Below are 23,098 nucleotides of genomic sequence, written 5' to 3' on the forward strand. Positions count from 1 at the left end.
CATGGGATTCTCATAATGGCCGAAGACCGATCGCCGCGCCTCGCCGTCCTGATCGACGCCGACAACACCTCGGCCAAGATCGCCGATGGCCTTTTCGAGGAGATCGCCAAGATCGGCGAGGCCAGCGTGCGGCGCATCTATGGCGACTTCTCCAGCAACCGCATGAAGGGCTGGAACGAGATCCTCGCCAGCCACGCCATCGTGCCGCAGCAGCAATTCGCCTATACGTCGGGCAAGAACGCGTCCGACATCACCCTGGTGATCGACGCGATGGACCTGCTGCATTCCGCCCGGTTCGACGGCTTCTGCCTCGTCTCCTCCGACAGCGACTTCACCCGCCTCGCCTCGCGCATTCGCGAACAGGGGGTCGATGTCTACGGTTTTGGCGAGAAGAAGACGCCGGAAAGCTTCCGGCAGGCGTGCCGGCGCTTCATCTACACCGAGAACCTGTTGCCCGACACCGGCGCAACAAAGGAAGTGAGCGCCAAGCGCGAAGCTTTTTCGAAGGCCATTCCGCTGATCGAGAAGGCGATGGAACAGATCGAAACCGAGGAGGATGCCTGGGTGACGCTCGGCGCGGTCGGCACCCAGCTTTCCAACCTCTCCTCCGATTTCGATCCGCGCACCTTCGGCTCGCGCAAGCTCTCCGATCTTGTCCGCAAGACAGGCGCGTTCGAGGTGGAGCATCGCGAAGGCGGGTCGATCCGCATTCGCAAGAAGCAAGCCGCGAAGGGTGCGAAGAAGGGCTGACCCACGCATGCGCGTCCTCGTTCTTGGCGCCTACGGCCTGATCGGCGCGGGCGTCGCCTCCCGCCTGATCGCGGCGGGCCACGAGGTCACGGGCCTCGGCCGCAACGGCGAGACCGCGCGGCGCGTCCTGCCCGGCATCGACTGGATCATCCGCGACATGGCGGCGATGCTGTCGCCGGAGGATTGGCTTGCGGTCATCGCCGGCCATGACGCGGTGGTCAATTGCGCCGGCGCGTTGCAGGACGGCCCGCGCGACCACCTTCACGCGATCCATGCGGACGCGGTCGCGGCGCTCGCGATGGCCTGCGCCAGGAGCGGTGTCAGGCTGGTGCAGATTTCGGCGGCCGGTGTCTCGCCCGACGCTTCCACCGCCTTTTTCCGCACGAAGGCGGAAGGTGACGCGGCGATCCGCGCCGCGGGCGGCGACCACACGATCCTGCGTCCCGGCCTCGTCATCGCGCCCACAGCCTATGGCGGCACGGCTCTGCTGCGCATGCTCGCGGCCTTCCCGCTCATCCAGCCCATCGCCCATCCCGACACACCAGTGCGCACAGTGTCGCTCGCCGATCTGACGGACGCGGTGACGATGGCGGTCGAGGGCGAACTGGGGTCTGGCCAGACGTTCGACCTTGTCGAAGACCACGCGCACACGCTCGAAACGGTCATCGCCGGCATTCGCCGCTGGCTCGGATTCGACCCCGCCAGAACGACGATCGTCATGCCGGACATGCTGACGGCTCTGGTCAGTCAGGGCGCAGACGCGCTCGGCCGCCTTGGCTGGCGCTCACCGCTGCGCAGCACGGCCATGGACGTCATGCGGGACGGCGTCGGCGGCGATCCCGCTCCCTGGCGCGCCCACACCGGCAAACCCGTCGCGACATTCGAGCAGACACTGGCTTCAATGCCCGCCCGGTCCGAGGACAGGCTCGCGGCGCGCATGGCGCTTGCAATGCCCTTCGCCGTCGCGGCGCTGGTTTTCCTGTGGGCGGTGTCCGGCATCGTCGGCTTCATTCGCCTGGAAGCGGCAGCGGGCGTTCTTGCCGCCGTCGGCTGGCCGCTATGGCTCGCGAAGAGTTCGGTCCTTTTCTGGTCCGCGATCGATGTCGGGCTGGCCGTCATGATCCTCGTGCGGCGAATCGCGGCGCTCGCCTGCCTCGCCATGGCCGGTGTCAGCACGTTCTACCTCGCTGCCGCCACCGTCTTCACGCCATGGCTATGGGGCGATCCGCTCGGCTCGCTGGTCAAGATCGTGCCGTCGATCATGCTCGCCCTTGTCACCCGCTCCATGTTGAGGGAGCGCTGATGGAACTGGAATACGCCCTCGTCCTGCGCTGGCTGCATGTAATCGGCGCCTGCGTGCTTCTCGGCACCGGCGCTGGCATTGCATTCTTCATGGTGATGGCCGAACGCACCGGCAAGCCGGCCCTGATCACGCATGTCGCGGCCACCGTTGTCATCGCCGACACGCTGTTCACGGCGACGGCGGTCATCGTCCAGCCTGTCACCGGATACCTGCTGGCCCGCGAGGTCGGCTGGCCGCTGACGGAGGGCTGGGTCGCCCTGTCGCTGACCCTCTATCTCGTCATTGGCCTGTTCTGGCTGCCCGTCGTGTGGATCCAGGTCCAGTTGCGCAACATCGCGCGTCAGGCCGACGCCCAAGGCGCCGCCCTGCCCGAACGCTTCCACCGGCTCTACCGCATCTGGTTCGCCTGCGGCTTTCCGGCCTTCGCTGCGGTGCTGGCCATCGTCTGGCTGATGCTCGCGCGGCCTGCCATCGGTTTCTAGACCAGCTCCACGTCCACCACGCCGGGGATCGCCTTCACAGCACCCGCGATCGGCGGCGAAACCAGGTAGTTGTCGCCGATCGAGACCTCGACCTCGCCGCCGCCCTCGCCCTTGATGACGATCAGCGAGACCGGGCTGTCGCCCGTGGGTTTCAGATGCGCGGCGATGCTCTTGAGCGGCTTCTGGTCGCGCACGAAGATTCGCAGCGTGTGGTTTTGGCGATGCGTCTCGTCGTCGAGGCGCCGCACCTTGTTGGCGCGCAGGCTGATGCCTTCCTCGCGATTGTCGGCGCCGACCTCGATCACCACCGAGGAGCCGGGTTCCATCACGTCTTCATAGGCCTGCAGCGTCTCGGAGAACATCACCACTTCGAACTGTCCCGTCGCGTCCGAGAGCACGAAGATGCCCATCTTGTTGCCCATGCGCGTCCGGCGCACCTGTTTCGATGCAACGGTCCCGGCAAGTCGCCCGGCCTTTGCGCCGCGTTTCACGGCCAGCGCGAAATCGGCATATTGCTGCACGCGCATCCGCTCCAATACCGGCGCGTAGTCATCGAGCGGATGGGCGGAGAAATAGAAGCCGAGCGCCTGGAACTCGCGCATCAGCTTGTCGGCGGTCGGCCAGGGCTCCGTGTGCGGCAGGTACAGGCGCTCAGGCTCCACTGCGGCGAGCGTTCCGAAGATGTCGCCCTGCCCGCTTTCCGCCTGCTCGACGGCCCGCTGAGAGAGACCGACGATGCGATCCAGCCCTGCGACAAGCGCCGCCCTGTCATGGCCGAAACAGTCGAGCGCGCCCGCTGCAATCAGCCCTTCCAGCGTGCGCCGGTTGACGATGCGGGTATCGATGCGATTGGCGAAATCCTCAAGGCTCGCGAACGGCTTGTCGCCGCGCCGTTCGACGATGTGGTCCACCGCCGCGTCGCCGACGCCCTTGATGGCGGCAAGCGCATAGTAGATCGTCTTTTCGCCGACCTCGAAGGCCCGGTAGGACGTCTGCACGGACGGCGGCTGCACTTCGATGCCGAGCCGTATGGCGTCGCGGCGGAAATCGTTCAGCTTGTCGGCATTTGCCATGTCATAGGTCATCGACGCGGCGAGGAACTCGACCGGGTAATGCGCCTTCAGATAGGCGGTCTGATAGGAGACGATGGCATAGGCGGCGGCGTGCGACTTGTTGAAGCCGTAGTCGGCGAACTTGGCCAGCAGGTCGAAGATGAAGTCGGCCTGGTTCTTGGAGACCCCCCGCTCGACCGCGCCCTCGACGAAGATGCCGCGCTGCTTTTCCATCTCGGCGCGGATCTTCTTGCCCATGGCGCGGCGCAGAAGGTCCGCCTGTCCGAGCGTGTAGCCCGCCAGTTCCTGGGCGATCTGCATCACCTGTTCCTGGTAGACGATGACGCCCTGCGTCTCCTTGACGAGATGGTCGATCTTCGGATGGATCGACGCGATTTCCTCCTCGCCATGCTTGCGCGCATTGTATGTCGGGATGTTCTCCATCGGACCCGGCCGGTAGAGCGCCACCAGCGCGATGATGTCCTCGATACGGTCCGGCTTCATGCCGAGCAGCGCCTTGCGCATGCCCGCCGATTCAACCTGGAACACGCCAACGACCTCGCCACGCGACATCATCTCGTAGGTCGGACGGTCGTCGAACGGCAAGTTGGACAGATCGATCTTGATCCCTTTGCGGGCGATCAGGTCGACGGCGGTCTTCAGCACGGTCAGCGTCTTCAGACCGAGGAAGTCGAACTTGACGAGGCCGGCGTCCTCGACCTTCTTCATGTTGAACTGCGTGACCGGCATGTCCGAACGCGGATCGGAATACATCGGCACCAATTGCCAAAGCGGCCGGTCGCCGATGACGATGCCGGCGGCGTGGGTCGAGGCGTGCCGGTAAAGGCCTTCGAGCTTCAGGGCCATGTCGAGCAGTCGTCCGACGATGGGCTCCTTTTCCTTTTCCTCCTCGAATTTCGGTTCTTCCTCGATCGCCTTGCCGAGCGGCGTGGGATTGGCCGGATTGTTCGGGACGAGCTTGCACAGCCGGTCGACCTGTCCATAGGGCATTTCCAGCACGCGGCCGACGTCGCGCAGCACGGCGCGCGCCTGCAGCGTTCCGAAGGTGATGATCTGGCCGACCTGCTCGCGTCCGTATTTCTCCTGGACGTAGCGGATCACCTCCTCGCGCCGGTCCTGGCAGAAGTCGATGTCGAAGTCCGGCATCGAGACGCGATCCGGGTTGAGGAAGCGCTCGAAAAGCAGCGAGAAACGCAGCGGATCGACATCGGTGATCGTCAGCGCCCATGCGACGAGCGAACCCGCGCCGGATCCGCGACCCGGACCGACCGGAATATCGTGCGCCTTCGCCCATTTGATGAAGTCGGAGACGATCAGGAAGTAGCCCGGGAACTGCATCGTCTCGATGATGTTGAGTTCGTATTCCAGCCGCTCGTCATATTCGCTGCGCTCGTATCCCTCGCTCATGCCCTGCTCGCGTATCCGCTTCTCGAGGCCCTCCCGCGCCTGGCGACGCAGTTCATCGGCTTCGGCGGCGACCGCTTCCTGGTGGCTGACGCCCTCGGAGGCCGCGAAGCGCGGCAGGATCGGCTTGCGGTTTTGCGGGTAATAGGAACAGCGCCGCGCGATCTCGACGGTGTTCTCGACCGCCTCGGGCAGATCGGCAAAGAGCGCGATCATCTCGGCTTCCGGCTTCAGCCAGTGATCGGGTGTCAATTGCCGGCGGTCGTCGATCGACAGAAGAGAGCCCTCCGCGATGGCGATCAGGGCGTCATGCGCCTCGAAATCGTCGGGCTTGAGAAAGAACGCCTCGTTGGTCGCGACAAGCGGCACGAGATGCCTGTAGGCCAGGTCGACGCTTCCCTGTTCGATCGCGCGGTCATATCCCTTGTGACGCTGCAACTCGATATACAGGCGGTCTCCGTAGATGTCCTTGAGGGCCAGTAGACGTTGCTCGGCGATCGGCTGATGCCCGTCGGCAATCATGCGCCCGATCGGACCGAGCGGGCCGCCGCTCAGGCAGATCACGCCCTCGGCGCGGTCCTTCAGCCAGTCGAAGCGCAACTGCGCGCGCGCACCCTCCTCCGTGTCGAGATAGGATTTGGAGACGAGCTCAACGAGGTTCGAATAACCGGCTTCCGTTGCGGCGATCAGCACCACGTTCTCGGTCTGGCGAATAGGGGACGTGCGGCCGCTGCCAGAGCGCGGCGTGGCGAGATCGCCGTCGAAGACGAGATCGAGCTGGCAGCCGATGATTGGCTGAATCCCGTCGCCCGACGCCTTCTGCGCGAATTCCAGCGCACCGAACAGGTTGCCGCTGTCGGCAATGCCGATGGCCGGCATGCGGTTCGTCTCGGCAAAGCCGATGATCTTCTTCAGCGGCAATGCGCCTTCGAGAAGCGAATAGGCCGAGTGGACGCGCAGATGGATAAAGCCGGGCGCGGCCGAAGCCGCCTGCTCGTCATGCTTGTCCGACTGTTGTCCGGCCATGGTCCGTTCCGCTCTCTGGTGATTTGATCGCGGCTCCGGCGAGTCGCGTTTCACCAACTATGGGAGGCCGGAACGGCGCGGTCCAGCCTTGCCGGAAACCATTCCCGGCATGGCTGTGGAAAGCATGAAGTCAGAGCGCGTTCACGCAGATCGAAAAGGTCGCGATGAAGGCAGCGATGGAAACGAAAGAGGCGATGTCACGGACGATGGAAGTCATGGTTTTGTCTCCTTGTTTTGTGTCTGTCTTCTTTATGTTTGTGTTTTGTTCTCTTTTCAAGGGAAAAGAGTCCTATCGCCACGAACGGGGAATCCTCGGTTAACGAGCAGTTAAAGGCGGATCAGCCGGTAAAGGGAACAATCTGCCCGTCGGCAAGCGTGACCACGCGGTCCATGCGTTCGGCAAGCGCGTGATTATGCGTCGCGACCAGCGCCGACAGGCCCGACTGGCGTGCGAGCGCGGCCAGCGCCTCGAAGACATAGCCCGAGGTTTCGGGATCGAGATTGCCGGTCGGTTCGTCGGCCAGCAGGACGAGCGGCGCATTGGCAACCGCGCGCGCTATGGCGACGCGCTGCTGTTCGCCGCCGGAGAGTTCGGCCGGGCGGTGTTCCGCGCGCGGTCCGATGCGAAGATAGTCGAGCAACTGGCGCGCCCGCGTCTCCGCCTCGCTCTTCGCCAGCCCCCGGATCATCTGCGGGATCATGACATTCTCCAGCGCCGAGAATTCCGGCAGGAGATGGTGGAACTGGTAGACGAAGCCGATATCGTTGCGGCGCCGTGCCGTGCGCTCCGCGTCGCTGAGTGTCCCGCAGCCGGTGTCTGCGATGTAGACCTCGCCCTCGTCCGGGCGCTCCAGAAGGCCCGCGAGATGCAGAAGCGTCGACTTGCCGGCGCCCGACGGCGCGACCATCGCCACCATCTCTCCAGCCCGCAACTCGAAGTCGGCGCCCTTGAGAATTTCGAGCAGATGGTCGCCTTCCTTGTAGGCGCGATGCACGCCCGTCAGGCGCAGTACGGTGCTGTCGCCGGCCATCACTCGTACCTCAACGCTTCGACGGGATCGAGCTTGGCGGCGCGCCATGCCGGCAGGATCGCGGCGAGGAAGGAAAGGCTGAGCGAGAGAACCACCACGGCCAGCGTCTCGTAGGGATTCATCTTCGCCGGTATCTCGCTGAGAAAGCGGATCGTCGGGTCCCAGACATCCGCGCCGGCCATCCAGTTCATTAGCCGCTGGATGCCCTTGATGTTCCAGCACACCAGCAGCCCGAGCACGAAGCCGGTCGCCGTGCCGACGAAACCGACGCCGATACCGGCCATAATGAAGATGCGCATGATAGAGGCCTGCGTCGCCCCCATGGTGCGCAGGATCGCAACGCCCCGCGCCTTTTCCTTCACCATCATGATCAGGCTCGCGATGATGTTCAGCGAGGCGACCAGAACCACGATCGACAGGATCAGGAACATCGCGTTGCGCTCGATGATCAGCGCCGAGAAGAAGGCCTGGTTGCGCTGCCGCCAGTCGGACATCAGGATCGGCCGCTCGGCCGCCGCCTCGATCAGCGGCCGGTAGGAATCCACGGCGTCGGGGTCATCGACGAACAGTTCGATGACCTGCGCCTCGCCCTCGACATTGAAATAGAGCTGGGCTTCCTCGAGCGGCATGAAGATGATCGAGCTGTCATATTCCGACATGCCCATCTCGAAGATCGCGCGCACGGGATAGGATTTCACGCGCGGCGTCGTGCCGAAGGGCGTCACATCGCCTTCCGGCGAGATGACCTTGATCAGGTCGCCTGTCACGAGGCCGAGATTGAGCGCCATGCGCGTGCCGATCGCGACACCGTCGCCTGTCAGGTAGGATTCGATCGATCCTTCCTTGATGTTTCCGGCGATGGAATCGAGCTTGACGAAATCCGCACCGCGCACGCCGCGCACGAGAACGCCCGCCCCCGCGCCGACATTGCCGGTCGCCAGCGCCTGGCCCTCGACGATGGGCATCGCCATCTTCACGCCGGGCACACCCGACACGCGATCCGACACTGCCTCGTAATCGTCCAGCGGCCGTTCGATGGCCGAGATCACGAGATGTCCGTTCAGTCCGAGAATGCGGTCAAGCAATTCCCCGCGGAAACCATTCATCACCGCCATGACGATGATCAGCGCCGCCACGCCCAGCGTCACGCCGATCAGCGAGATCAGGGTCACGATGGAAACGGCCGCTTCCTTGCGGCGCGGCTTCAGGTAGCGCCACGCCACCAGCCTTTCGAAGGCGGAAAACGGGCGCGCATTGCCGTTGCGCTGCGCGGACGGGGTTGTTTCGGTGGGGCTTTCGGCCACTGCGGTCACGCGGTCAGCCTCTGCCTGTGAGCATGTTGACGGCTGCTTCGGGCGTCACTTCCTGGCGCTCGCCGGTCTTGCGGTTCTTGACCTCGACAACGCCGTTGCCGACGCCGCGCGGGCCAACGACCACCTGCCAGGGCAGCCCGATCAGGTCCATCGCCGCGAATTTGGCTCCGGCCCGGTCGTCCGTGTCATCGAGAAGCGGGTCGACCCCGGCTTTGGTCAGCGCCGCATAGACCTGATCGGACACGCCGTCGCAGCCGGCATCGCCGGGCTTCATGTTGACGATGGCCGCACCGAAGGGCGCGACACTTTCCGGCCAGATGATTCCATTGTCGTCATGGGAGGCCTCGATGATGGCGCCGATAAGGCGCGTCGGGCCGATGCCGTAGGAGCCCATCGAGACATTGTGCTGCTTGCCATCCGGGCCGGTCACGGCCGCGCCCATCGGTTCGGAATATTTCGTGCCGAAATGGAAGATATGGCCAACCTCGATGCCCCGCGCGGACAGGCGCTCGGCTTCCGGCGTCTTCGCCCATTCGGCCTCGTCATGCATCTCGTCGGTCGCCGCATAGGGCGTCGTCCACTTCTCGACGATGGACGCCATCTGCGCGTCGTCGTGGAAATCGACATTGGCGCCGGGCACGTCCAGCTCCAGATAATCGCGGTGGCAGAAAACCTCCGACTCACCGGTCTCGGCGAGCACGATGAACTCGTGGCTGAGGTCGCCGCCAATCGGTCCGGTGTCTGCGCGCATCGGGATCGATTTCAGGCCGCAGCGGTCGAAGGTGCGCAGATAGGCGACGAACATGCGGTTATACGCCGCGCGCGCGCCCTCGAAATCGAGATCGAAAGAATAAGCGTCCTTCATCAGGAACTCGCGCCCGCGCATGACGCCGAAGCGCGGCCGCACCTCGTCACGGAACTTCCACTGAATGTGGTAGAGATTGAGCGGAAGGTCCTTGTAGGAGCGCACATAGGACCGAAAAATATCGGTGACCATTTCCTCGTTGGTCGGGCCGAACAACATCGCGCGATCATGCCGGTCGCGTATGCGCAGCATTTCCTGACCGTAATCATTATACCGTCCGCTCTCAATCCACAGATCGGCAGGTTGGACGGTCGGCATCAGGATCTCGATAGCGCCGGCCCGGTTCTGCTCCTCGCGGATGATGTTGCAGACCTTGTCCAGCACCTTCTTGCCGAGTGGCAGCATAGAATAGATGCCGGCAGCCTGCTGGCGGATCATGCCGGCGCGCAGCATAAGGCGATGGGAAACGATCTCGGCTTCCTTGGGATTTTCCTTCAAAAGCGGCAGGAAATAACGCGACAGACGCATGGGCTGATTCCAGAATCGAAGTGTTGGGGTAAGGCAAGAATCGGGCGCAATTCCGGCATTACGGCCGCCTTCATAAGCGCTTCGCCCGCAAATTGAAACGGTTGTGGCGCGCCGTTTTGACGCCGGATGAAACTCCATGGGCAATACGACGCATAACCAATGCAATTTTTTCGGTGACAAGGGGCGAAAGCATTGCTACGTAAGACGCTGGCTCGAACCGGGCATACCCGGCCGAGCTAACGAACGTGGTCAAAGTCTTGGGAGGAATGGATTTTCCGCGCTCGCATGTCGAGCTGCGACACTGCCACGGCAGCGGATGAAAATCGGGCCCGTTCTGAGTGGCAGGGTGCAAACCCTGCCACTTAATTTTTTTCAGCCTTGGCTTTTCTTCAGATCAACGGAATTCGGGCACGATCCGCGGCAGGTCGTCGACGCTGTATCCCATCACCGCCGTGACGTAATAAAACAGCCCGAAGATCACGAGCGAGATGACCGTGGTCATCGCCATCTTCTTGCCGAGCGCCGGTTTCGCCGGCGCGCCATGTTCCGTGCCGAGCGTGATGTCGTTCTCCTCCACCTGGCTGCGCACGCCGATCGGCAGCATCATGAAGAGCACGATCCACCAGATGATGAAGTAGATTGCGAGGGCGGAAATCACGTTCACGGTCGGCGCCTATACCTGTTCGAGTTCGATCAGCGTGCCGTCGAAGTCCTTGGGGTGGAGGAACAGCACCGGCTTGCCATGCGCGCCGGTCTTCGGCTCGCCGTCTCCCAGCACCCGCACGCCGTCGCTCTTGAGCGCATCGCGCGCGGCGAGGATGTCGTCGACCTCGTAGCACATGTGGTGAATGCCGCCCGACGGGTTCTTTGCCAGGAAGGCGGCGATCGGCGAATTCTCGCCGAGCGGCTCCAGCAATTCGGTCTTGGTGTTGGCCAGTTCGACGAAGACCACCGTCACGCCGTGTTCGGGCAATGCCTGCGGCTCCGATACCGTCGCGCCGAGAACGGTGCTGTACTTGTTGGCCGCCGCGGCCAGATCGGGCACGGCGATGGCGACGTGGTTCAAACGTCCAAGCATGACAGTCTCCAATAATCCGGTCCGGGGCTGATACCCCGATCAGGCGCTGGATACGAGTACGCTGACCAGCGGCTTCTTGCCCCAGGCATTGCGCGCCGCGGAACGGACCGCGCCATGCACCGCGCGTTCGACCAGTTCGAGGTCGCGCCGGCGGGCCCGGGGAATGCTCTCGAAAGCTTCGACGGCGGCGTCGAACATCAGGTCTTCGATATCCTCGCCCCGCGCGTCCACCTGCGGCACCCCGATCGCGACGAGGTCGGGATCGGCGGCCAGTTCACGCTGCTTGTTCAACACGATTGAGACCGCGACATGGCCGGCAAAGGACAATCTGCGCCGGTCGCCGACACCGAGGTCGTCGCCGCTGCCGATCAAGAGCCCGTCCTTGTAGATCTCGCCATGCGGAATGTCGGCGATGATTTCCGGATCGCCGGGCGCGAGCCGGACAAGGTCGCCATTGCGCGCGGGCACGACGTCGCGGATGCCGCATTCGCTCATCAGCTTCGCATGCGCCGACAAATGCGCCGCCTCGCCATGCACCGGCACGCCGATGGCGGGCCGCGTCCACTTGTACATCGACCGCAATTCGTTGCGGCGCGGATGGCCGGACACATGCACCAGCGCGTCACGGTCCTCGATGATCTCGATCCCCATGTCGATCAGCCGGTTCTGCGTCTCGATCACCGCCTTCTCGTTGCCGGGAATCATGCGCGAGGAATAAACCACGGTATCGCCAGACGTCAGCGCCACGTCGCGCATCTCGTCGCGCGAGAGCTTCGCCAGCGCGGCGCGCGGCTCGCCCTGCGACCCGGTCAGGATGATGACCACCTTTGAGCGGGGAATATGGGTAAAGTCCTCTTCGGCAAGGAATGGCGGCAGGCCATCCATGTAACCGAGGTCGCTCGCCACATCGACGACGCGTTTGATCGAGCGCCCGAGCAGCAGCACCTGGCGGCCGCAATCGCGCGCCGCTTCCGCAATGGAGCGAATGCGCCCGACATTGGAGGAAAAGGTGGTGACCGCCACCCTGCCCTCGGCCGCCTCGATGACCTTGCGCAGACCCTCCGACACTTCCTTCTCGGAAGGCGAGACGCCTTCGCGCATGGCGTTGGTGGAATCGCAGATCAGCGCCAGCACGCCCTTGTCGCCGAGTTTCTCGAACGCGTTGCGGTCGGTCTTCGGCCCCATCGCCGGGTCTTCGTCGTCCTTCCAGTCGCCGGTATGGAGCACGGTGCCAAGCGGCGTCGTGATCGCCAGCGAGACCGGTTCGGGAATGGAATGCGTCACCGTCACGGTTCCGATCTTGAACGGTCCGGCGGTCAGCGTGTCGCCCGGTTCGAAGACGGTCACGCCGATCTTCGGCGCGCCCGGCTCGGATTGCGCCTTGGCTTCGAGCAGTCCCGCGGTGAAGGCCGTGGCGTGCACAGGCACGGTGCCTTCGGGCGAAATGCGCGGATAGAGCGCCAGCAGCGCGCCGTAGTGGTCCTCGTGCGCGTGGGTGATGACGATCGCGCACACCCGGTCGCGCTCGGCTTCCAGGAAGCGCGTATCCGGCAGCACGAGATCGACCCCCGGCAGATGCGGCCCCGGAAACGTCACGCCGCAATCGACGACGATCCACTCGCGCTTTTTCGCGGGCCCGAATCCGTACATCGCCAGATTCATGCCGATTTCACCAACGCCGCCGAGCGGCACAAACACAAATTCGTCCATATTCATTCTTGTTGTTCTCGTGCGGACGCAGTGCCGCCACCAATATTCGAAGTGTCGAAGAAAAGATCGCCGGCCGAAATTGGCCGGAGGGTCCCGTTCCCGGTGCGCAGAAGCAGTATTCCGTGCGGGTCTATGCCTTCAAATAGGCCTTCCACCCGCTCATTTGCAAGATTGACGGTAATCGCCTCGCCGATTCCCTGCGCATCGGCCAACCATCTCTCGCGGATCGCGCCAATGCCATGGCCGTGATCCCAGAGTACGAGCGCGTCGTCAAAGGCCCGCGCGAGGTGCAGGAACAGCGTTTCCGGCGTCGCCGCGATCCCTTCACGGTTCAGCGCCGTAGCGCTGTAGAGCCCCGGGTCCGGATATGTCACGATGTTGATGCCGCACCCGAACACGACCGCCATCGATCCGCCGCGCAGGTTCTGGCTTTCCAGCAGCATGCCGCAGCATTTCGCGTCGTTGAGCAGGATGTCGTTCGGCCACTTGATCTTCAGCCGCGCTCCCTCCGGCAGCCCGCAGGCCGCGATCGCGTCACGCACCGCCACCGCGACGACGAGCGGCAGCGATGACAGCGCCGCAGGCGGCGCAGGATCGATCATCAGGGCGGAGGCATAGAGATTGCCGGGGGGCGACGTCCAGCCGCGTCCGCGACGGCCCCGCCCCGACAGCTGCTCTCCAGCGGTGATCCAGAGATGTCCCGGATCGCCGTCATGGGCCAGCGTCATGGCTTCCGAATTGGTGGAGCCGACGGACATCAGGTCGAGACGTCGCCAGCCGGCGAGCCCCTCGATCGGCGACCCCGTCACGCGGCGAACCGGACCGGCGCGATCAGAACAGCGCCCGCGCGGCGGTCTCGGCAGTGGCCGCGATCGGTCCGCCGATCAGCACGTAACCGAGCACGAACAGGCCGGACGCGCCCATCACGAGCCGTAGTTCGCCGGCCGCCGGCACGAAGCCGCCGACGGATTCGTCGAACCACATCAGCTTGATGATGCGCAGATAGTAGAACGCGCCGACGACGGAGGCGAGCACGCCGATGATGGCGAGCGGGTACAGACCGGCCTCGACGGCGGCGAGGAAGACGTACCATTTCGCCCAGAAGCCCGCGAGCGGCGGAATGCCGGCCAGCGAGAACATGAGTATGGTCAGCACGGTCGCCATGACCGGGTTGGTCGAGGACAGGCCGGCCAGATCGTCGATATTCTCGACATTGCCGTCGTCCTTGCGGCGCATGGCGAGGATGACGGCGAAGGTGCCGAGCGTCATCGCCAGGTAGATCGTCATGTAGATGATGACGCCCTTGACCCCGACCAGCGTTCCCGCCGACAGGCCGACCAGCGCATAGCCCATATGGCCGATAGACGAATAGGCCATCAGGCGCTTGATGTTGCGCTGACCGATCGCGGCGAACGCGCCGAGGATCATGGAGGCGATCGAAATGAAGACGATGATTTGCTGCCAGTCGGCGGTCACCGGGCCGAAGCCGTCGATCACGACGCGCACGAACATCGCCATCGCCGCCATTTTCGGCGCGGAGGCGAAGAAGGCCGTCACAGGCGTCGGCGCGCCCTCATAGACGTCCGGCGTCCACATGTGGAACGGCACGGCGGAGATCTTGAAGGCGAGACCGGTGATCAGGAAGACGAGGCCGAACAGCACGCCGACGGACCGGTCCGCGCCGGTCAGCGCCGCCGCGATCTCGGTGAACTCGACATGGCCGGTGAAGCCGTAGATCAGCGAAATACCGTAGAGCATCATGCCAGACGACAAGGCGCCGAGAACGAAATATTTCAGGCCCGCCTCGGTGGATCGAACGCTGTCGCGGTTGATGGCGGCGACGACGTAGAGCGCCAGCGACTGCAGTTCGAGGCCCATATAGAGCGTCAGCAGGCTGTTGGCGGAGACCATCAGCATCATGCCGAGCGTCGACAGCATGATCAGGATGGGGAACTCGAAGCGGTCGAACTTTTCGGCCCGCGCGAAGCCGACCGACATGGCGAGCGCCACGATGGAGCCGATCAGCGTCAGCGTCTTCATGAAGGCGGCATAACCGTCCTGCACATAGGCGCCGCCAAAGGCCTCGCCCCGGCCGCCCATCAGCAACATCCATCCGAGGACGCCGATCAGCACCGCGACGGCAAGGCCGGTGACGGTCGAGTTGGCGCGGTCGGCCGGCGCGAACACGCCGATCATGAGCAGCACCATCGCACCGCCCGCCAGGATCAGTTCCGGCAGTGCGAGCGTCAGGCTCTGGGACAACAATTCGGCAGACATGGACCTGTAGCTCCCCGCTTAATGGACCGACATCGCGACATCCGCGGCGGCACGTGCCGCCTCAAGCGCTGCGGAATAGTCGGACAGGAGCGCGTCGACGGACGCGGCGGTGACATCGAAGACCGGCATCGGATAGACGCCGAAGAAAATTGTGAGTGCGATCAGCGGATAGAGGATCGCCTTTTCGCGCGTCGAGAGGTCGAGCATCGCCTTGAGGCTCTCCTTCTCGAGCACGCCGAAGATCACGCGGCGATAGAGCCAGAGCGCATAGGCCGCCGACAGGATGACGCCCAGCGTGGCGATGGCCGCGAACCATGTGTTGGCCCGGAACATGCCCATCAGCGTCAGGAACTCGCCGACAAAGCCCGATGTGCCCGGAAGACCGACATTCGCCATCGTGAAGATCATGAAGGCGACGGCGTATTTCGGCATGATGTTGACCAGGCCGCCATAGGCCGAGATCTCGCGGGTGTGCATGCGGTCGTAGACGACGCCGACGCACAGGAACAGCGCGCCCGAGACGAGACCGTGCGACAGCATCTGGAAGATCGCGCCGTCGAGACCCTGATGGTTGGCCGCGAAGATACCCATCGTCACATAGCCCATATGGGCGACCGACGAATAGGCGATCAGCTTCTTGATGTCTTCCTGCATCAGCGCGACCAGCGACGTGTAGACGATCGCAATCACCGAGAGCGTGAAGACGAACCACGACAGGTCGGCCGAGGCGATCGGGAACATCGACAGCGAGAAGCGGATCAGGCCGTAGCCGCCGAGCTTCAACAGGATGCCCGCCAGGATGACGGAGCCGGCGGTCGGCGCCTCGACGTGGGCGTCGGGCAACCAGGTGTGCACCGGCCACATCGGCATCTTCACCGCGAAGGAGGCGAAGAAGGCGACCCACAGCCATGTCTGCATCGAAGCCGGGAAATCATGCTCCAGCAGTTCCGGGATCGAGGTGGTTCCCGCGTCCCAGTACATCGCCATGATGGCGATCAGCATCAGCACCGAGCCGAGCAGCGTGTAGAGGAAGAACTTGAACGAGGCGTAGACGCGCCGCTTTCCGCCCCACACGCCGATGATGATGTACATCGGGATCAGGCCGCCTTCGAAGAAGACGTAGAACAGCACGATGTCGAGCGCGCAGAACACGCCGACCATAAGCGTTTCCAGGATCAGGAACGCGATCATGTAGGCCTTGACGCGCTTCTGCACAGCTTCCCAGCTCGCCAGGATGCAAAGCGGCATCAGGAAGGTCGTCAGGATCACGAACAGCATCGAAATGCCGTCGACGCCCATGTGATAGGAGATCCCGCTGTCGAGCCAGTCGACCTTCTCGACGAACTGGAAGTCCGCCGTGGACGTGTCAAACCCGATCCAGATCAGGAGCGAGATGGCGAAGGTGAAGGCCGTCGTCAGCAGCGCGACCATGCGGATATTGCGCCGCGCGATCTCGCTGTCGTCATTGATGAACAGGATGATCAGCACGCCGACGAGCGGCAGAAACGTAACCAGTGAGAGGATCGGCATTCCGGCCATCAGACGCTGCCCCCGAGCATCATCCACGTAACGAGCGCGGCGACACCGATCAGCATCGCGAACGCATAATGATAGAGGTATCCGGTCTGCAGCTTCACGACACGACCGGTCACCTGGCGAACGCGCGAAGCGACGCCGTCAGGCCCGAAGCCGTCGATCAGCCAGCCGTCGCCCCACTTCCACAGGAAGGTGCCGAGGCGCATCGCCGGCTTGACGAACAGGAAGTCGTAGAGCTCGTCGAAATACCACTTGTTGAGGAGGAACTTGTAGAGCCCCTCATGCTGCTCGGCGAGCGCCTTCGGCGTCTGTGGCGAGCGGATATACATGTACCAGGCGGTAACCAGGCCAAGCAGCATCACGATGAACGGGCTGAACTTCACCGCCCAGGGCACATTGTGGAATTCCGCAAGGATATGGTTGTCCGGTCCGGCGAACAGCGCGCCGCGCCAGAACTCGTTGTACCAGCCCTCGACATGCTCCGCGGCTTCGGCGGCATGGCCGATGAAGAAGTCGTGGAAGATGAGGCCGGCCAGAAGCGCGCCGGCGGCGAGCACGTAGAGCGGGATCAGCATGACCGGCGGCGACTCGTGGACGTGATGCATCACGTCGGCGGAGGCGCGCGGCTTGCCGTGGAAGGTCATGAAGATCAGCCGCCAGGAATAGAAGCTGGTGAACAGCGCCGCGATCACGAGCATGCCGAAGGCGAAGCCCGAGGCCGCGTTGTGGCCGACATAGGCGCTTTCGATGATCGCGTCCTTGGAGAAGAAGCCGGCGGTGCCGAACAGCGTGCCCGGAATGCCGACGCCGGTCAGCGCCAGCGTGCCGATGATCATCATCCAATAGGTCATCGGGATGTGCTTGCGCAGGCCGCCCATGCGGCGCATGTCCTGCTCGTCGGACACGGCATGGATGACCGAGCCCGCGCCGAGGAACAGCAGCGCCTTGAAGAAGGCGTGCGTGAACAGGTGGAAGATCCCTGCCCCGTAGGCGCCGACGCCCAGCGCGACGAACATGTAGCCGAGCTGCGAACAGGTCGAATAGGCGATCACGCGCTTGATGTCGTTCTGCACGAGGCCGACCGTGGCCGCGAAGAATGCGGTGATCGCGCCGATGGTCGTCACCACGGTCAGCGCGGTCGGGCTGAGTTCGAACAGCGGCGACATGCGCGCCACCATGAACACGCCCGCGGTCACCATGGTCGCGGCGTGGATGAGCGCGGAAACCGGCGTCGGGCCTTCCATCGCGTCAGGCAGCCAGGTGTGCAGCAGAAACTGCGCCGACTTGCCCATCGCGCCCATGAAGAGCAGCAGGCAGATCACGGTGAGCGCATGCGCCTTGTCGAGCTCGTAGCCGAGGAAGGTCAGGACGGTCTCGCTGTCCATCGCGCCATGCGCCTCGGCGGCCGCTTCGACGGCTGCGCCATGTCCCGCGCCTTCCGGCAGGAAGGATGCGGCATTGGCGAAAATGACGCCGAGATTGACCGAGCCGAACAGGACGAAGACGCCGAAGATGCCGAGCGCGAAGCCGAAGTCGCCGACCCGGTTGACGATGAAGGCCTTCATCGCCGCGGCGCCGGCCGAGGGTTTCTTGTACCAGAAGCCGATCAGCAGGTAGGACGCCAGGCCGACGCCTTCCCAGCCGAAGAACATCTGCACGAGGTTGTCCGAGGTCACCAGCATCAGCATGGCAAAGGTGAACAGCGACAGATAGGCGAAGAAGCGCGGCCGGTGCGGATCGTGGTGCATGTAGCCGATGGAGTAGACATGCACGAGCGAGGACACGGTGTTGACCACGACCAGCATCACCACGGTCAGCGTGTCGATGCGGAACGCCCAGTTGATGTCCAGGCCGCCGGTCTGGATCCAGCGCAACACCTGGATGGTGAAGGCCGGTTCGTCGGAAAGGCCGACCGAGAAGAACGCGATCCATGACAGGAGCGCGACGAAGATCATGATCCCCGAGGTCACGTATTCGCTGGCCTTGGCGCCGATGGACGTCCCGGCGAGGCCTGCGATCAGCGCACCGATCAGGGGCAGAAAGACAATGGCGTGATACATGGTGCCGTCAGCCCTTCATCATGTTCACGTCTTCCACCGCGATAGAGCCGCGGTTGCGATAGAAGACGACGAGAATTGCAAGTCCGATGGCCGCCTCGGCGGCCGCGACCGTCAGGACGAACAGCGCGAAGACCTGGCCGACCAGATCCTGCAGATGCGCCGAGAACGCCACGAAGTTCAGGTTGACCGACAGCAGGATCAGCTCGACCGACATCAGGATGACGATGACGTTCTTGCGGTTCAGGAAGATGCCGAACACGCCGATCACGAACAGCAGCGCGCTGACGGTCAGGTAGTGGGAGATGGTGATGGTCATCGGTATCAGAGCCCCTTGCCTGTCTCGACATCGACCACCTCGATCGCCTCGGATGGCTTGCGGCCGACCTGCGCGACGATGCTCTGGCGCTTCACATGCGGCCGCGACGGGCGCAGCGTCAGCACGATCGCGCCGATCATCGCCACCAGCAGGACGAGGCCGGCGATCTGGAAGAAGAAGATGTAGTCGGTATAGAGAATGTCGCCGAGCGCCGCCGTGTTGTGGCGGACCGCCGGGTCCGGCGTCGGCAGTGCGGTCGTCGCCGGCTGGCCGAGGTCGAAGGCCGAGCCCGCCAGCACGAGCACCAGTTCGGCGGCGAGGATAACGCCCACGATGGCGCCGATCGGCGCATATTCGAGAGCGCCGCGCTTCATCGAGGCGAAGTCGACGTCGAGCATCATCACGACGAACAGGAACAGCACCGCGACCGCGCCGACATAGACCACCAGCAGGATCATCGACAGGAATTCAGCGCCGGTCAGCAGGAACAGCGCCGCCGCGTTGAAGAAGGTCAGGATCAGATACAGCACCGAGTGCACGGGATTGCGCGCGGCAATCACCATGAAGGCGCTCGCGATGGCTATGAAGGCGAACAGGTAGAAAAACGCCGCCCCTAATCCAGTAATCATGATCGCTTCCCCGATCTCCCTTTCCATCCCGGACGTCGTTGCGTCCGTTCCGGCATGCCGCCGCCTCGTCGAAGCGGCGTTATGAAGTTTCCAGTCCTAGCGGTACGACGCGTCCATCGAGATGTTGCGCGCGATTTCGCGTTCCCACCGGTCGCCGTTCGCCAGAAGTTTGTCCTTGTCGTAGTAGAGTTCTTCACGGCTCTCCGTGGCGAACTCGAAATTCGGCCCCTCGACAATGGCGTCGACCGGGCAGGCTTCCTGGCAGAAGCCGCAATAGATGCACTTCACCATGTCGATGTCGTAGCGCACCGTGCGGCGGGTGCCGTCGTTGCGGCGCGGTCCGGCCTCGATGGTGATGGCCTGCGCAGGGCAGATCGCCTCGCACAGCTTGCAGGCGATGCAGCGTTCCTCACCATTCGGATAACGGCGCAGCGCGTGTTCGCCACGAAAGCGCGGGCTCACCGGCCCCTTCTCGTGCGGATAGTTCAGCGTGAATTTCGGCTCGAAGAAGCGGCGCATCGACAAGAAGAACGCGCTTATGAATTCAAGCAGAAGAAGCGACTTGGCGGCTTGTGCGAGTGTGCTCATCGTCCCATGCCTCCCTGTCTCAGGCCCAGCCTGTCAGTTTCAGAAACGCCGCGGTGGCGACGACCATGAACAGCGAGATCGGCAGGAACACTTTCCAGCCGAGACGCATGAGCTGGTCGTAGCGGTAACGCGGCACGAATGCCTTCACCATGGCGAACATGAAGAAGACGAGGCTCAGTTTCAGCACGAACCAGAAGACGCCCGGCAGCCAAGTGAACGGCGCGAAATCGAAGGGCGGCAGCCATCCGCCGAGGAACAGGACCGTCGTCAGCGCGCACATCAGCAGGATCGCGATATACTCGCCCAGCATGAACATCATGTAGAGGGTCGAGGAGTACTCGATCATGTGACCGGCGACGAGTTCCGATTCTGCCTCGACAAGGTCGAAGGGCGGGCGGTTCGTCTCGGCCAGCGCCGAGATGAAGAAGATCACGAACATCGGCAGCAGGCCGAGCCAGTGCCAGTCGAGGAAGGTGTTCGGCAGGCCGAAATAGGTGCCGATGCCGTCGCGCTGCGCCAGCACGATGTCCGAAAGGTTCAGCGACCCGACGCAGAGCAGCACCGTGACGATCACGAAGCCGATGGACACCTCGTAGGAGACCATCTGCGCGGCGGAACGCAGCGCGCCGAGGAACGGATATTTCGAGTTCGACGCCCAGCCGGCCATGATCACGCCATAGACCTCGAGCGAAGAGATCGCGAAGACGTAGAGAATGCCGACATTGACCGAGGCGATCGCCCATCCCTCGCTGAGCGGGATAACGGCCCAGGCGGCCAGTGCGAGCGTCGCCGAAACGAACGGCGCGAGCAGGAAGATGCCCTTGTTGGCGCTGTCGGGAACGACCGGCTCCTTGAGGACGAACTTCAAGAGGTCCGCAAAGGACTGCAACAGCCCCCACGGGCCGACGACGTTCGGGCCGCGCCGCGACTGGACGGCGGCCCAGACCTTGCGGTCGGCGTAGAGAATGAAGGCCGTGAACACCAGCAGCGAGATCAGCAGGGCAAGCGTCTGCAGCAGAATGATCAGCCCGGGAATGACGTAGGTTTCAAACATGAATGCCGTCCGTTTCCTGCTTTCTTTCCCGGGTCACTCTGCGGCCTGCGCAAAGCCGTTTCGCGCGAGGCTGGAACATTCCGCCATGACGGCGGATGCGCGCGCGATTGGGTTGGTCAAATAGAAGTCTTTGACCGGCGATGCAAATGCTGACTTGCCGGTTTCGCCGCCTTTTTTCGCAAGCGCAGCAATATCATCCGAATTGCCGGGCTCGATCGTGTCGATGCGGGCGAAATGCGGATACGCCTCGTATAGCCCGGCACGCAACTGCGCCAGCGAATCGAAGGGCAGTTTGTGGCCGAGCACATCCGAGAGCGCCCTCAGAATCGCCCAGTCCTCCTTGGCGTCGCCCGGTGCGAATCCGGCGCGGGTCGTCGCCTGCACGCGGCCCTCGGTGTTGACGTAGGTCGCCGATTTCTCGGTGTAGGCGGAGGCCGGCAGGATGACGTCGGCATGGTGCGCGCCGACATCGCCATGCGTGCCGATATAGACCGTGAACGCGCCGTCCTTGCGCTGGCGCAGGTCCATCTCGTCCGCGCCAAGCAGGAACAGCACGTCCGAACCGGCCACCATGGAGGCCGCGTCGAGACCGCCCTCGCCCGGCACGAAGCCGAGATCGAGGCCGCCCACACGCGCCGCCGCCGTATGCAGCACCGCGAAACCGTTCCAGTCGCCGCTCAGTGCGCCCGTCGCTTCGGCCAGCTTGGCGGCAAGGCTCAGCACCGCGGCGCCGCCCTCGCCCGAAAGCGCGCCCTGGCCGACGATCACCATCGGACGTTCGGCGTCCTGCAGGGTCTTGAAGAAGGAATGCGAGCCGCCCGCGATGTCGGCCAGCGTCTCGGTTCCAGCGCCCAGCATCTCGTAATCGTAGCGCAGGTCGCCCATCTCGCCGATCACGCCGATCTTCATGTCGGATGCGCGCCATGCCTTGCGGATGCGCGCATTGAGCACCGGTGCCTCGAAGCGCGGATTGGCGCCGACGATCAGGATCGCGTCTGCGTTTTCGATCCCCTCGATGGTCGGATTGAAGAGATAGGATGCGCGGCCGAGCGACGGATCGAGCGCAGCGCCGTCCTGGCGGCAATCGATATTCGTCGAGCCGAGCGCGCCGAGCAGTTCCTTCAGCGCATACATTTCCTCGACGCCCGCGAGATCGCCGGCAATGGCGCCGATGTCGCCACCTGCCTTGCCGTCGAGCGCGGTCTTGATCGCGCCGAAAGCCTCGCCCCATGAGGCCGGCTTGAGCTTGCCGTCCGTGCCCCTCACATAGGGTTTGTCGAGGCGCTGCGTGCGCAGACCGTCCCAGATGAAGCGTGTCTTGTCGGAGATCCACTCCTCGTTTACCGCCTCGTTGACACGCGGCATGATGCGCATCACTTCGCGGCCGCGCGTGTCCACGCGGATGGCCGAGCCGACGGCGTCCATCACGTCGATCGATTCGGTCTTGGACAGTTCCCAAGGACGGGCATGGAATTCATACGGCTTCGAGGTCAGCGCGCCGACCGGGCACAGGTCGATCACATTGCCCTGCAGTTCGGAGGTCATCGCCTGTTCGAGATAGGTGGTGATCTCGGCATCCTCGCCGCGGCCGATCAGGCCGAGTTCGGAAATGCCGGCGACTTCGGTGGTGAACCGGACGCAGCGCGTGCAGTGGATGCAGCGCGTCATGATCGTCTTGACCAGCGGGCCGATATATTTGTCCTCGACCGCGCGCTTGTTCTCCTGATAGCGCGACGCATCGACACCGAAGGCCATCGCCTGGTCCTGCAGGTCGCACTCGCCGCCCTGGTCGCAGATCGGGCAATCGAGCGGGTGGTTGATGAGCAGGAACTCCATCACCCCTTCGCGCGCCTTCTTGACCATCGGCGTGTTGGTGAAGACTTCCGGCGGCTGGCCTTCCGGTCCCGGGCGCAGATCGCGCACGCCCATGGCGCAGGACGCGGCCGGCTTGGGCGGCCCGCCCTTCACCTCGACCAGGCACATGCGGCAATTGCCGGCAATCGACAGACGTTCGTGGAAACAGAAACGCGGCACCTCGGCGCCGGCCTCCTCGCACGCCTGCAACAGCGTGTAGTGGTCCGGAACCTCGACCTCTTTGCCGTCAACCTTGATCACTGCCATGATGCGAATTCCAA

The 23,098-nt window shown here is 63.8% G+C and carries 19 protein-coding genes; 3 read left to right on the forward strand and 16 right to left on the reverse strand.

Features of this window, described 5'->3' with window-relative positions; all coding sequences use genetic code 11:
• Nucleotides 1-12 precede the first annotated feature (12 nt).
• Genes ACQK2M_RS16295 through ACQK2M_RS16305 form a run of 3 tightly spaced genes read left to right on the forward strand, consistent with a single transcriptional unit; the run spans nt 13 to nt 2,535 of the window.
• Entirely contained in the window at nt 13-750 is a 738-nt protein-coding gene (locus ACQK2M_RS16295; protein WP_223478759.1) for an NYN domain-containing protein, read from the forward strand.
• 7 nt (nt 751-757) lie between these two features.
• Complete coding sequence (locus ACQK2M_RS16300; RefSeq protein ID WP_425418657.1) at nt 758-2,053, forward strand: SDR family oxidoreductase; 1,296 nt, start codon at nt 758-760, stop codon at nt 2,051-2,053.
• Nucleotides 2,053-2,535: a DUF2269 family protein gene (locus ACQK2M_RS16305; protein WP_425418658.1), complete on the forward strand. Its 483-nt coding sequence runs from the start codon at nt 2,053-2,055 to the stop codon at nt 2,533-2,535. The genes ACQK2M_RS16300 and ACQK2M_RS16305 overlap by 1 nt, the downstream gene beginning before the upstream one ends.
• On the opposite strand, the gene dnaE is transcribed toward ACQK2M_RS16305, so the two are convergent.
• The 16 genes from dnaE to nuoG all read right to left on the reverse strand — a co-directional run bounded on the left by dnaE (nt 2,532) and on the right by nuoG (nt 23,084).
• The gene (dnaE, locus tag ACQK2M_RS16310) at nt 2,532-6,038 is read right to left on the reverse strand and encodes a DNA polymerase III subunit alpha (RefSeq protein WP_425418659.1); all 3,507 of its coding nucleotides are present in this window, start codon (nt 6,036-6,038) and stop codon (nt 2,532-2,534) included. The two genes, ACQK2M_RS16305 and dnaE, sit on opposite strands and share 4 nt — an antisense overlap.
• A 338-nt stretch (nt 6,039-6,376) precedes the next feature.
• A complete protein-coding gene (locus ACQK2M_RS16315; RefSeq protein WP_425418660.1) occupies nt 6,377-7,069 on the reverse strand; it encodes an ABC transporter ATP-binding protein in 693 nt (230 codons plus the stop codon).
• Nucleotides 7,069-8,382: a lipoprotein-releasing ABC transporter permease subunit gene (locus tag ACQK2M_RS16320; protein WP_425418661.1), complete on the reverse strand. Its 1,314-nt coding sequence runs from the start codon at nt 8,380-8,382 to the stop codon at nt 7,069-7,071. Before ACQK2M_RS16320 ends, ACQK2M_RS16315 begins: the two co-directional genes overlap by 1 nt.
• 4 nt (nt 8,383-8,386) lie before the next feature.
• Entirely contained in the window at nt 8,387-9,715 is a 1,329-nt protein-coding gene (proS, locus tag ACQK2M_RS16325) for a proline--tRNA ligase (RefSeq protein WP_425418662.1), read from the reverse strand.
• 394 nt (nt 9,716-10,109) lie between these two features.
• Complete coding sequence (locus tag ACQK2M_RS16330; RefSeq protein ID WP_223478572.1) at nt 10,110-10,379, reverse strand: DUF1467 family protein; 270 nt, start codon at nt 10,377-10,379, stop codon at nt 10,110-10,112.
• A gap of 9 nt (nt 10,380-10,388) precedes the next feature.
• Nucleotides 10,389-10,793 carry a methylmalonyl-CoA epimerase gene (mce, locus tag ACQK2M_RS16335; RefSeq protein ID WP_223478571.1) on the reverse strand — a complete coding sequence of 135 codons (405 nt, stop codon included), beginning with the start codon at nt 10,791-10,793 and terminating at the stop codon, nt 10,389-10,391.
• A 39-nt stretch (nt 10,794-10,832) separates the two neighbouring features.
• A complete protein-coding gene (locus ACQK2M_RS16340; RefSeq protein WP_425418663.1) occupies nt 10,833-12,509 on the reverse strand; it encodes a ribonuclease J in 1,677 nt (558 codons plus the stop codon).
• Complete coding sequence (locus ACQK2M_RS16345; protein ID WP_425418664.1) at nt 12,506-13,312, reverse strand: biotin--[acetyl-CoA-carboxylase] ligase; 807 nt, start codon at nt 13,310-13,312, stop codon at nt 12,506-12,508. The genes ACQK2M_RS16340 and ACQK2M_RS16345 overlap by 4 nt, the downstream gene beginning before the upstream one ends.
• 22 nt (nt 13,313-13,334) lie before the next feature.
• On the reverse strand, nt 13,335-14,780 hold the full coding sequence (nuoN, locus tag ACQK2M_RS16350) for an NADH-quinone oxidoreductase subunit NuoN (protein ID WP_425418665.1): 1,446 nt from the start codon (nt 14,778-14,780) through the stop codon (nt 13,335-13,337).
• Between the two features lie 18 nt (nt 14,781-14,798).
• The gene (locus ACQK2M_RS16355) at nt 14,799-16,319 is read right to left on the reverse strand and encodes an NADH-quinone oxidoreductase subunit M (RefSeq protein ID WP_223478567.1); all 1,521 of its coding nucleotides are present in this window, start codon (nt 16,317-16,319) and stop codon (nt 14,799-14,801) included.
• Nucleotides 16,319-18,376, reverse strand: a complete 2,058-nt coding sequence (gene nuoL / locus ACQK2M_RS16360; RefSeq protein ID WP_425418666.1) for an NADH-quinone oxidoreductase subunit L — start codon at nt 18,374-18,376, stop codon at nt 16,319-16,321. Before nuoL ends, ACQK2M_RS16355 begins: the two co-directional genes overlap by 1 nt.
• Before the next feature lie 7 nt (nt 18,377-18,383).
• Nucleotides 18,384-18,692: an NADH-quinone oxidoreductase subunit NuoK gene (gene nuoK, locus ACQK2M_RS16365; RefSeq protein WP_223478565.1), complete on the reverse strand. Its 309-nt coding sequence runs from the start codon at nt 18,690-18,692 to the stop codon at nt 18,384-18,386.
• A gap of 5 nt (nt 18,693-18,697) precedes the next feature.
• A complete protein-coding gene (locus ACQK2M_RS16370) occupies nt 18,698-19,321 on the reverse strand; it encodes an NADH-quinone oxidoreductase subunit J (RefSeq protein ID WP_223478564.1) in 624 nt (207 codons plus the stop codon).
• Nucleotides 19,322-19,417: 96 nt separating this feature from the next.
• Nucleotides 19,418-19,909 carry an NADH-quinone oxidoreductase subunit NuoI gene (gene nuoI / locus ACQK2M_RS16375; RefSeq protein ID WP_425418667.1) on the reverse strand — a complete coding sequence of 164 codons (492 nt, stop codon included), beginning with the start codon at nt 19,907-19,909 and terminating at the stop codon, nt 19,418-19,420.
• A 19-nt stretch (nt 19,910-19,928) separates the two neighbouring features.
• Nucleotides 19,929-20,963 (reverse strand): NADH-quinone oxidoreductase subunit NuoH, encoded by a 1,035-nt coding sequence (gene nuoH, locus ACQK2M_RS16380; RefSeq protein ID WP_425418668.1) that lies wholly within the window; start codon nt 20,961-20,963, stop codon nt 19,929-19,931.
• Nucleotides 20,964-20,996: 33 nt separating this feature from the next.
• A complete protein-coding gene (nuoG, locus tag ACQK2M_RS16385) occupies nt 20,997-23,084 on the reverse strand; it encodes an NADH-quinone oxidoreductase subunit NuoG (protein ID WP_425418669.1) in 2,088 nt (695 codons plus the stop codon).
• Nucleotides 23,085-23,098: the final 14 nt, after the last annotated feature.

This window comes from Oricola indica, from assembly GCF_965227485.1.
GTDB classification, from domain to species: Bacteria; Pseudomonadota; Alphaproteobacteria; order Rhizobiales; family Rhizobiaceae; genus Oricola; species Oricola indica.

Coding starts and splice junctions, on each gene's coding strand:
- mce (WP_223478571.1), bottom strand. CDS start 10,793: ATGCTTGGACGTTTGAACCACGTCGCCATCGCCGTGCCCGATCTGGCC.
- nuoL (WP_425418666.1), bottom strand. CDS start 18,376: ATGTATCACGCCATTGTCTTTCTGCCCCTGATCGGTGCGCTGATCGCA.
- nuoN (WP_425418665.1), bottom strand. CDS start 14,780: ATGTCTGCCGAATTGTTGTCCCAGAGCCTGACGCTCGCACTGCCGGAA.
- ACQK2M_RS16355 (WP_223478567.1), bottom strand. CDS start 16,319: ATGGCCGGAATGCCGATCCTCTCACTGGTTACGTTTCTGCCGCTCGTC.
- ACQK2M_RS16370 (WP_223478564.1), bottom strand. CDS start 19,321: ATGATTACTGGATTAGGGGCGGCGTTTTTCTACCTGTTCGCCTTCATA.
- nuoI (WP_425418667.1), bottom strand. CDS start 19,909: ATGAGCACACTCGCACAAGCCGCCAAGTCGCTTCTTCTGCTTGAATTC.
- ACQK2M_RS16340 (WP_425418663.1), bottom strand. CDS start 12,509: ATGAATATGGACGAATTTGTGTTTGTGCCGCTCGGCGGCGTTGGTGAA.
- nuoH (WP_425418668.1), bottom strand. CDS start 20,963: ATGTTTGAAACCTACGTCATTCCCGGGCTGATCATTCTGCTGCAGACG.
- proS (WP_425418662.1), bottom strand. CDS start 9,715: ATGCGTCTGTCGCGTTATTTCCTGCCGCTTTTGAAGGAAAATCCCAAG.
- nuoG (WP_425418669.1), bottom strand. CDS start 23,084: ATGGCAGTGATCAAGGTTGACGGCAAAGAGGTCGAGGTTCCGGACCAC.
- ACQK2M_RS16315 (WP_425418660.1), bottom strand. CDS start 7,069: ATGGCCGGCGACAGCACCGTACTGCGCCTGACGGGCGTGCATCGCGCC.
- ACQK2M_RS16300 (WP_425418657.1), top strand. CDS start 758: ATGCGCGTCCTCGTTCTTGGCGCCTACGGCCTGATCGGCGCGGGCGTC.
- dnaE (WP_425418659.1), bottom strand. CDS start 6,038: ATGGCCGGACAACAGTCGGACAAGCATGACGAGCAGGCGGCTTCGGCC.
- ACQK2M_RS16305 (WP_425418658.1), top strand. CDS start 2,053: ATGGAACTGGAATACGCCCTCGTCCTGCGCTGGCTGCATGTAATCGGC.
- nuoK (WP_223478565.1), bottom strand. CDS start 18,692: ATGACCATCACCATCTCCCACTACCTGACCGTCAGCGCGCTGCTGTTC.